At 70.6% G+C, this 9,000-nt stretch carries 9 protein-coding genes; 5 read left to right on the plus strand and 4 right to left on the minus strand.

From position 1 onward, the window contains the following. Nucleotides 1-72: 72 nt before the first annotated feature. The 3 genes from ACN6LD_RS28295 to ACN6LD_RS28305 are packed head-to-tail and all read left to right on the plus strand — an operon-like array spanning nt 73 to nt 3,193. Complete coding sequence (locus ACN6LD_RS28295) at nt 73-1,395, plus strand: extracellular solute-binding protein (RefSeq protein WP_445044682.1); 1,323 nt, start codon at nt 73-75, stop codon at nt 1,393-1,395. Then, entirely contained in the window at nt 1,392-2,366 is a 975-nt protein-coding gene (locus tag ACN6LD_RS28300; protein ID WP_445044683.1) for a carbohydrate ABC transporter permease, read from the plus strand. Before ACN6LD_RS28295 ends, ACN6LD_RS28300 begins: the two co-directional genes overlap by 4 nt. Then, nucleotides 2,363-3,193, plus strand: a complete 831-nt coding sequence (locus ACN6LD_RS28305) for a carbohydrate ABC transporter permease (RefSeq protein WP_319197661.1) — start codon at nt 2,363-2,365, stop codon at nt 3,191-3,193. Before ACN6LD_RS28300 ends, ACN6LD_RS28305 begins: the two co-directional genes overlap by 4 nt. 69 nt (nt 3,194-3,262) lie before the next feature. Here the strand turns inward: ACN6LD_RS28305 and ACN6LD_RS28310 are convergent, their stop codons facing one another. From ACN6LD_RS28310 to ACN6LD_RS28320, 3 genes are all read right to left on the minus strand, one after another. Beyond that, a complete protein-coding gene (locus ACN6LD_RS28310) occupies nt 3,263-4,549 on the minus strand; it encodes a ribonuclease D (protein ID WP_319197663.1) in 1,287 nt (428 codons plus the stop codon). A gap of 206 nt (nt 4,550-4,755) precedes the next feature. Beyond that, on the minus strand, nt 4,756-5,415 hold the full coding sequence (locus tag ACN6LD_RS28315; RefSeq protein ID WP_057575736.1) for a helix-turn-helix transcriptional regulator: 660 nt from the start codon (nt 5,413-5,415) through the stop codon (nt 4,756-4,758). 243 nt (nt 5,416-5,658) lie between these two features. After that, the gene (locus tag ACN6LD_RS28320) at nt 5,659-6,285 is read right to left on the minus strand and encodes a DUF3000 domain-containing protein (RefSeq protein ID WP_415924988.1); all 627 of its coding nucleotides are present in this window, start codon (nt 6,283-6,285) and stop codon (nt 5,659-5,661) included. Between the two features lie 239 nt (nt 6,286-6,524). Between ACN6LD_RS28320 and hemE the strand changes: the two genes are divergently transcribed. After that, a complete protein-coding gene (gene hemE / locus ACN6LD_RS28325; protein WP_445044684.1) occupies nt 6,525-7,592 on the plus strand; it encodes a uroporphyrinogen decarboxylase in 1,068 nt (355 codons plus the stop codon). 1 nt (nt 7,593) lies between these two features. Here hemE and ACN6LD_RS28330 read toward each other — a convergent pair whose 3' ends face one another. Then, complete coding sequence (locus tag ACN6LD_RS28330) at nt 7,594-8,406, minus strand: rhomboid family intramembrane serine protease (protein ID WP_319196193.1); 813 nt, start codon at nt 8,404-8,406, stop codon at nt 7,594-7,596. Nucleotides 8,407-8,530: 124 nt separating this feature from the next. On the opposite strand from ACN6LD_RS28330, the gene ACN6LD_RS28335 reads away from it, so the two are divergent. Next, a complete protein-coding gene (locus ACN6LD_RS28335; RefSeq protein ID WP_319196191.1) occupies nt 8,531-8,800 on the plus strand; it encodes a hypothetical protein in 270 nt (89 codons plus the stop codon). The last annotated feature ends 200 nt before the right edge of the window (nt 8,801-9,000 follow it).

Consider the following 9,000-nt stretch of genomic DNA (forward strand, 5'->3'; position numbering starts at 1 on the left):
GAATCAGCCAACCCACTCTGCTCGCCCCACCCCGCACGTGCTCATCCGTCCCCACGAACGGAAGTGATGCACATGAACCGCCGTACCATCCACGTCCTCGCCACGACCGCCGCGGCCGCCCTGCTGCTCCCCGGGTGCACCGGCACCGGAGCCAGCACGAAAGGCGCGGACGCCAACGCGCCCGACGACCCGGCCAAGGTCAGCGGATCCATCACGGTCCTCACCGTGCGGACCGACCTCGTGCAGGACGGCACGATGAAGAAGTACGCCGCCGAGTTCAACAAGACCTATCCCAAGGTCAAGGTGGAGTTCCAGGCCCTCACCAACTACGAGGCCGAGATCAAGATCCGCATGAACACGGACGACTACGGAGACGTCCTGCTGATCCCCGCCGTCATCAAGAAGAACGACTACCCGAAGTTCTTCGCCTCGCTCGGCACCGCCGCCGAGCGCAGCAAGAAATACCGGTTCACCGACTTCACCACCGTCGGCGGCAAGGTCTACGGCCAGAGCCCGGTGGGCGTGATGCCCGGCTTCGTCTACAACAAGCGGATCTGGAAGGAGGCCGGGGTCACCGCATGGCCCACCACGCCGGCCGAGTTCCTCGCCGGCCTCAAGGCGATCAAGGCGAAGACCGACGCGGTGCCGTACTACACCAACTTCGCCGCGCAGTGGCCGCTTACCTCGTGGACCTACGTCGACGGCGCGGTGCACTGCGACCCGCAGGCGACCTCGAAGCTGGCCGAGGGCGACCCGTGGGCGCAGGGCTCCGACCTGCGCATCGGCGACACGCTCCTGTACGACATCGTGAAGCAGGGCCTCGCCGAGAAGGACCCGACCACCAGCAACTGGGAGGAGTCCAAGCCCCGCACGGCCAAGGGCGAGATCGCCACGCAGTGGCTCGGCACCTGGGCGATCATCCAGTTCCAGGACGCCGCGAAGAAGGCCGGCGTGAACCCGGACGACATCGGTTTCATGCCGTTCCCCGCGCAGACGGACGGGGCGTACTGCGCGACCGTCGGGCCCGACTACAACCAGGCCGTCAACGTGCACTCGAAGCACAAGGAGGCGGCCCGCGCCTGGATCGACTGGTTCACCGACAAGTCCGGCTACGACAAGGACAACCTCGCCATCTCCCCGCTCAAGGACGCGGCCATGCCCACGGTGCTGAAGCCCTACGAGGAGGCGGGCGTCAAGCTCATCGAGCTGGACGACTCCGCGGGCGCGAAGGTCAAGCTGATCGACGACCAGTCCGAGGTCGGCATCTTCAAGCCCGAGTACCGCCAGGATCTGGTGGACCTCGCGCGCGGCGCGAAGAAGGGCAGTCTGGACGATTTCCTCTCCGGGCTCGGCAGGAAGTGGACCGAGACTCAGGCGAACGTGGGCGACCGATGACGCACATGGGCACCCACGCCCCGGCGCGGGGCGCCGGGAAGGTCCCCGCCGCGGCTGTGGCGCCGGCCTCGGGGAGCGCCGCTCCGCCGCCGGCGCCGCGCCGGACGCGCACCTGGCGGCTGCTGACCCCCTGGCTGTTCCTGCTCGCTCCGCTCGCCCTGCTGATCACGTTCACGTACGCGCCGATCGCCAACATGGTCGCCTACAGCTTCACCGACTGGGACGGCGTCAGTCCCGAGCTGCACTACACCGGCGCGGAGAACTACGCGGAGATCTTCACCCGTGAGGACCTCTTCCAGGTGTTCTGGGTGAGCGGTTACTACCTGGCCGCCTCGGTGCTCCAGATCGTGGCCGCGCTGTACTTCGCGACCGTGCTGAGTTTCAGCATCCGTTTCCGGAACTTCTTCAAGGGCGTGCTCTTCTTCCCGTCCCTGGTGAACGGCGTGGCGATCGGTTTCGTCTTCCTCTACTTCTTCCAGGACGGCGGGACCCTCGACACGGTGCTGGGCCTCTTCGGCCACCACACCGACCGCGCCTGGCTGGGCACGCCCGAGTCGGCGAACGTCTCGCTCGCCGGCGTCTCGATCTGGCGCTACCTCGGCATGAACTTCGTGCTGTTCCTCGGCGCGATCCAGTCCATCCCGGGGGAGCTGTACGAGGCGGCCGAACTGGACGGCGCGAGCCGGTGGCACCAGTTCCGCTATGTCATCCTCCCCGGCATCAAGCCGGTGCTGACCCTGACGGTGATCCTCTCCGTCTCCGGCTCCCTGTCGGCATTCGAGATCCCGTACATCATGACCGGCGGGGCGACCGGCACCGAGACCTTCGTGATCCAGACCGTGAAGCTGGCCTTCCAGTTCAACAAGACGGGGCTCGCCTCGGCGGCGGCCGTGGTGCTGTTGCTGATCATCCTGCTGGTCACCTGGGTGCAGCGACGCCTCGTCCCCGACGACAGGGTGGACCTCGTATGACGCGCCGAGCCGTAGCCCGCACCCTCGTGTACCTGTCGCTGATCGGCGCGACGCTGGTGGTGCTGCTCCCGTTGGGCGTCGTCGTCCTGACGTCCCTGAAGACCGAGAACGAGACGGCGGCCGGCAGCGGAGCGCTCACGCTCCCGGACGACCCGCTCAACTTCGACAACTACGTGACGGCGTTCCGGGACGGCGGGATGCTCACGGCGTTCGGCAACACCGCTTTCATTCTGCTGGTCTCCGTCGGCGGAACCGTTCTCATCGGTTCGATGACGGCGTATGCGATCGACCGTTTCACCTTCCGTTTCCGGAAACTGGTGGTCGCCCTGTTCCTGGTCGCCGCCCTGGTCCCCGGGGTGACCACCCAGGTCGCCACGTTCCAGATCGTCCACAGCCTCGGCATGTTCGACACCCGCTGGGCGCCGATCGCGCTCTACATGGGCACGGACATCGTTTCGATCTACATTTTCCTGCAGTTCGTGCGATCGATCCCGATCTCCCTGGACGAGGCGGCCCGTCTCGACGGCGCCAACGCGTTCACGATCTACCGCAAGATCATCTTTCCGTTGCTGAAACCGGCGATCGCGACGGTCGTGATCGTGAAGGGAATCGCCGTCTACAACGACTTCTACATCCCTTTCCTCTATATGCCGTCACAAGATCTTGGCGTGATCTCGACGTCGTTGTTCCGCTTCAAGGGCCCCTATGCCGCGCACTGGGAAACGATCTCGGCAGGAGCGGTGCTCGTCATCCTGCCGACCCTGATCGTCTTCCTCGCCCTCCAGAAATACATCTACAACGGTTTCATGAGAGGAGCGACGAGGTGACCCGGCCGCGGGACGGGCGGCCGTGCCGGCCGCCGTGCGACCGCCGTGGCGCGCAGGGCGCCGTCGCGGTCACTCGCCCTTGTCCGACAGCGCCGCGGCCAGCACCGGCGCGACCTGCTCCACCTGCCAGGGACGCGCTCCGTACCCGGTGAGCGCCGTCGTCACCGCTTCCGGGTCCGCCGCCGGGGGCTCCCAGCACACCCGCCGCACCGCGTCCGGCGCGATGAGGTTCTCCTGCGGCATGTTCAGCTCCTCGGCGAGCGCCGAGACCGCCGACCTGGCCGCGCTGAGCCGCGCTGCGGCCGCGGGGTCCTTGTCGGCCCAGGCACGCGGCGGCGGCGGCCCCGTCACCGGCTGCCCCGGCTGGGGGAGCTGCGCCTCGCTCAGCGCCTTCGCCCGGTCGACCGCCGCCTGCCACTGCTCCAGCTGCCGCCGCCCCATCCGGTGCCCGAATCCGGCCAGCGCGGCCAGCGCGTGCGCGTTCGCGGGAAGGGAGAGCGCGGCCTCCACGATGGCCGCGTCCGACAGCACCTTGCCCGGGGACACGTCGCGCCGCCGTGCGATCCGGTCCCGGGTCTCCCACAGCTCCCGTACGACGCCCAGCTGCCGGCGGCGGCGCACCTTGTGCATGCCGGACGTGCGGCGCCAGGGGTCCTTGCGGGGCTCGGGCGGCGGGGCGGAGGCGATCGCGTGGAACTCCTGGTGGGCCCAGTCGAGCTTGCCCTGCCGGTCCAGCTCCTTCTCCAGCGCGTCGCGCAGGTCGACCAGGAGCTCCACGTCGAGGGCCGCGTAGCGCAGCCAGGGCTCGGGCAGCGGCCGGGTCGACCAGTCGACCGCGGAGTGACCCTTCTCGAGGACGTAGCCCAGTACGCCCTCCACCATCGCGCCGAGGCCGACCCGCGGGAACCCGGCGAGCCGTCCGGCCAGCTCGGTGTCGAACAGCCGCGTCGGCACCATGCCTATCTCCCGCAGGCACGGCAGGTCCTGGGTTGCCGCGTGCAGCACCCACTCGGCGTCGGACAGCGCCGCGCCGAGCGCGGAGAGGTCGGGGCAGGCCACCGGGTCGATCAGCGCGCTGCCGGCACCCTCGCGGCGCAGCTGCACCAGATAGGCGCGCTGTCCGTAGCGGTAGCCGGAAGCGCGTTCGGCGTCGACGGCGACCGGGCCGGAGCCCGCGGCGAAGGCGGCGACGGCCGCGGCGAGGGAGGCCTCGTCGGCGATCACGGGAGGGATGCCCTCGCGTGGCTCGAGCAGAGGTGTCGGCGCCCCGGAAGCAGTGGATCCGCCTTCGTCCGGAGGGGCGCCTCCGGTGGTTCGCAGTGAACTGGCTGCTGCGGTTTCTTGGGCGTCGGTCACCTGTCAAGGGTATCTGTGTATCGACGCAGCCCGCCGACGGAACGTTCCGTCGGCGGGCTGCGCAGGGTCGTAATCCGGTCAGGCCGGGGAACGGCGGGGAGATGCGAGGGGCCGGTGGGGACGGAGTGGCGCTTCTGGGGGGCGCGGGGTCCGCGGGGACCGCGGGGGCAGTGGGGGAGTCCGGGGCGCCTGGGCCGGGTGGGCTCTCAGTGGATGATGCCGGTCCGCAGGGCCACCGCGACCATGCCGGCGCGGTCGCCCGTGCCGAGCTTGCGGGCGATGCGGGCGAGGTGGCTCTTGACGGTCAGCGCGGACAGGCCCATCGAGACGCCGATGGCCTTGTTCGACTGACCCTCGGCGACCAGGCGCAGCACCTCGACCTCACGGCCGGAGAGCTCGCGGTAGCCGCCCGGGTGGCTCGGGGCACCCGGGGGGCGGCGGTGCATACGGGCGGCGGAGCCCATGGGGGCGGCGCCGGGACGGCCGGGCAGGCCGAGGTTGGTGCGGGTGCCGGTGACCACGTAGCCCTTGACGCCGCCGGCGAGCGCGTTGCGCACCGCGCCGATGTCGTCGGCGGCGGAGAGGGCGAGCCCGTTGGGCCAGCCCGCGGCGCGGGTCTCCGACAGCAGGGTGAGGCCGGAGCCGTCGGGCAGGTGGACGTCGGCGACGCAGATGTCGCGGGGGTTGCCGATGCGGGGACGAGCCTCCGCGACGGACGAGGCCTCGATGACGTCGCGCACACCGAGCGCCCACAGGTGACGGGTGACGGTGGAGCGGACGCGCGGGTCGGCCACGACCACCATGGCGGTGGGCTTGTTCGGGCGGTAGGCGACCAGGCTTGCGGGCTGCTCGAGGAGAACGGACACCAGGCCTCCTGGGTGGGGGACGGGAGCCGGTTCGTGGGGGCTCGTGGGGAGGAAGCCGGGACGAACCGTGCTTTCAAGGTCACAGTCGTCTTCGGCAGCGAACCCGGGGTCCTTTAGAGAATGATCACGATCTAGTGAGTAACAATCTGTGCAATTCGGACACGCGATCGATCATCCGAAGATCGAGTCGGTTTAAGTGGGTGTCAGACGGGATCGAAAATGGCCGTATCGACAAAGAGATGGTCAACGTGAGTGTGGCCCCCTGCGCTGCGGGAGGGTCACCACGGACGCGTCGCCGGGTCCGGCCGGCGGCAGCCCGGCCACCTGCGCCAGCAGGTCGCACCAGGACGACAGATGCGCCCCGGTGTCCGGGACTCCGCCGAGGCCCTCCCGAGGCGTCCAGGACGCCCGGATCTCGATCTGCGAGGCCGCCGGACGCTCCGCCAGCCCTCCGAAATAGTGCGAACTCGCGCGCGTGACGGTCCCGCTCGGCTCCCCGTACGTCAGCCCGCGCGCCTGGAGCGCGCCGGTCAGCCACGACCAGCACACCTCGGGCAGCAGCGGGTCGGCGGCCATCTCCGGCTCCAGCTCCGCCCGCACGAGGGTCACCAGGCGGAACGTTCCGCGCCAGGCGTCGTGCCCGGCCGGATCGTGCAGCAGCACCAGCCGGCCGTCGGCGAGGTCCTGCTCGCCGTCCACGACCGTCGCCTCCAGCGCGTGGGCGAACGGGGCGAGCCGCTTCGGCGCCGGCGTCGGCTCGATCTCGATCTGCGGCCGCAGCCGGGCCGCTCTCAGTCCGTCGACGGCGGACCGGAACGGCAACGGAGCCGACCTGCCCCCGTCCTGGTCCCCCTCGTTCGCGTCATCCATCCCGCCAGCGTCGTCCGACAGTCGTCCCTGAGCCGCAGCCATGCGGGGAAGATTAAGGGGAACGGGGCCTTCGCGCAGGGCAAGACACCCGCGCCGGGCCTGCGGACGGGTGCGCGCTGGGCGAACAGGCGCACGGACCGCGCACGCCCGCGACGCACCCCGCACGCGGCGAGGGGGCCGGGCTCGGGGCGGCGAGGGGGCGGCCGCACGGCCTCCGGCGCCGTGCGAGACTTGCCGTCGTGAGTGCGAACGAGAGCCCGGCGGGCCGGCAGCCGACAGCGACCCATGACAGCGCCTTCATGAAGGCGTGCAGGCGTGAGCCCGTGCCGCACACGCCCGTGTGGTTCATGCGGCAGGCCGGACGCTCGCTGCCGGAGTACCGCAAGGTCCGCGAGGGCGTCCCGATGCTCGAGTCCTGCATGCGGCCCGAGCTGGTCACGGAGATCACCCTGCAGCCGGTGCGCCGGCACGACGTGGACGCGGCGATCTACTTCAGCGACATCGTCGTCCCCCTCAAGGCCATCGGCATCGACCTCGACATCAAGCCCGGCGTCGGCCCGGTCGTCGAACGCCCCATCCGCACCCGCGCCGACCTCGCCCAGCTGCGCGACCTCACCCCCGACGACGTCTCCTACGTCACCGAGGCCATCGGACTGCTCACGGCAGAGCTCGGCGCCACCCCGCTGATCGGTTTCGCGGGCGCCCCTTTCACTCTCGCGAGCTACCTCGTCGAGGGCGGGCCGTCGCGCACGTACGAGAACGCCAAGGCGATGATGTACGGCGACCCCGAGCTCTGGGCCGACCTGCTGGACCGCCTCGCCGAGATCACGGCGGCCTTCCTCAAGGTGCAGATCGAGGCGGGCGCGAGCGCCGTCCAGCTCTTCGACTCCTGGGCCGGCGCGCTCGCCCCGGAGGACTACCGCCGCTCCGTGCTGCCCGCCTCCGCGAAGGTGTTCCGCGCGGTCGAGGGCTACGGCGTCCCGCGCATCCACTTCGGGGTGGGCACCGGTGAGCTGCTGCGGCTCATGGGCGAGGCCGGGGCGGACGTCGTCGGCGTCGACTGGCGCGTCCCGCTCGACGAGGCCGCCCGCCGGGTCGGCCCCGGCAAGGCGCTCCAGGGCAACCTCGACCCCACGGTCCTGTTCGCCGGCGCCGAGGCCGTCGAGGCCAAGGCCCGTGAGGTCCTGGACGCGGCCGCCGGACTCGAGGGCCATGTCTTCAACCTGGGCCACGGCGTCATGCCCTCCACCGACCCGGACGCGCTGACCCGGCTCGTGGAGTACGTCCACACGCGGACGGCCCGCTGACTCACCAGGTGTGCCGGGGACGCGCCCGCCTGCCGAACAGCAGGCCGCGCGGCTCCGGCGGCGCCGGCGTACCGGGCTTGAGCGGCCAGGCGAGCAGCATGCCCGCGAGGAAGCCGACGACGTGCGCCGCGTACGCCACGGTCCCGGCGCCCGAGACGCCCTCGCCCGAGGAGTACACCGCCTGCAGCCCGAACCAGAAGCCCAGCACCAGCCAGGCCGGCAGACGCAGCGGCAGGAACACCAGGAACGGCACCAGAACCCACACCCGGGCCTTCGGATAGAGCACCAGATAGGCGCCCAGCACGCCGGCGATCGCGCCCGACGCTCCGATCAGCGGATCCGTGGAGTCGGCGTTGACCAGAGCGAAGCCGTACGAGGCGGCATAGCCGCACACGACGTAGAAGACCGCGAAGCGGACGTGCCCCATACGGTCCTCGATGTTGTTGCCGAAAATCAGCAGAAACAGCATGTTGCCCAGCAGATGCAGCCAGCCGCCGTGCAGGAACATCGCCGTCAGCACGCTCAGCGCCGGCGACTTGGCGTAGTCAGGCGGCCCCAGCTGGCAGGATGCGCCCCGCACCTCGCCGGTGGGGACGAGCTGCGGAAACTGATGGTCGATCAACTCGCGCGGCACGGCCGCCCAGTGATCGAGGAAGGCATGCAGATGGCACGTCTGCGCCAGGCTGCTGTCGCCCGCCACGGAGCCGGACAGGCCCGGCATGTACAGGAACACGAGGACGTTCGCGGCGATCAGCGCGTACGTCACCACCGGGGTGCGGCGCACGGGGTTCACGTCATGCACGGGGATGACCACAAGGAAGTAGTGCCCCCGATCCGTTCGGCGAATCGGTGAACGCCGCTTCCCAGCAGTGCGTATGAACCGGCAACCGCTCGCGGCACGAGGAAGGCGGGTCGCGGGGACGACGTGAGGAACAGCGATGAACGACCGAGTTACCCCCGCGATGCACGCCACGCCCGACGGCGAGGCGGAGCTCTCGCTGGTGATCCGGCTGCCCTGGGAGGACGTGGCACGACTCGGCCAGGAGGCCGGGCGGCTCGCTTCGCAGATGCAGCGCCCGGTGACGCTGGACGAGGCGGTCAGCAACCGGCTGCGGTCGCGGGCCGCGTCGGCCGCGCACGCGAAGCCGGCGGAGCAGGCCCCCGCCGCCGCGGTCTCCGCACTGCCGCGCCTGACCGGAACGGCTTGAGGAGCGCCGGAACAAAACGGTTTCACAAGCGTTTGAGCAGGGCCGTCGGCGACGCGGCGGAGCGGTCCGCGACATGACGGAGGGGAACCGCTCCGGGCGGGACCGGGCGTAACCGCTTGAGAAAGCGGACGCGACAGCGCACCGGCGGAGCTGGTCGCGCGTACCGCGGGGCGGGGGGGGGGGGGGGGGGGGGGGGGGGG

This window comes from Streptomyces sp. SAS_272 (assembly GCF_052543235.1).

What these genes read in the sequence shown, in the direction of transcription:
- ACN6LD_RS28335 (WP_319196191.1), top strand. Translation starts at nt 8,531, where the DNA reads ATGAACGACCGAGTTACCCCCGCGATGCACGCCACGCCCGACGGCGAG.
- ACN6LD_RS28320 (WP_415924988.1), bottom strand. Translation starts at nt 6,285, where the DNA reads ATGGATGACGCGAACGAGGGGGACCAGGACGGGGGCAGGTCGGCTCCG.
- ACN6LD_RS28295 (WP_445044682.1), top strand. Translation starts at nt 73, where the DNA reads ATGAACCGCCGTACCATCCACGTCCTCGCCACGACCGCCGCGGCCGCC.
- ACN6LD_RS28300 (WP_445044683.1), top strand. Translation starts at nt 1,392, where the DNA reads ATGACGCACATGGGCACCCACGCCCCGGCGCGGGGCGCCGGGAAGGTC.
- ACN6LD_RS28305 (WP_319197661.1), top strand. Translation starts at nt 2,363, where the DNA reads ATGACGCGCCGAGCCGTAGCCCGCACCCTCGTGTACCTGTCGCTGATC.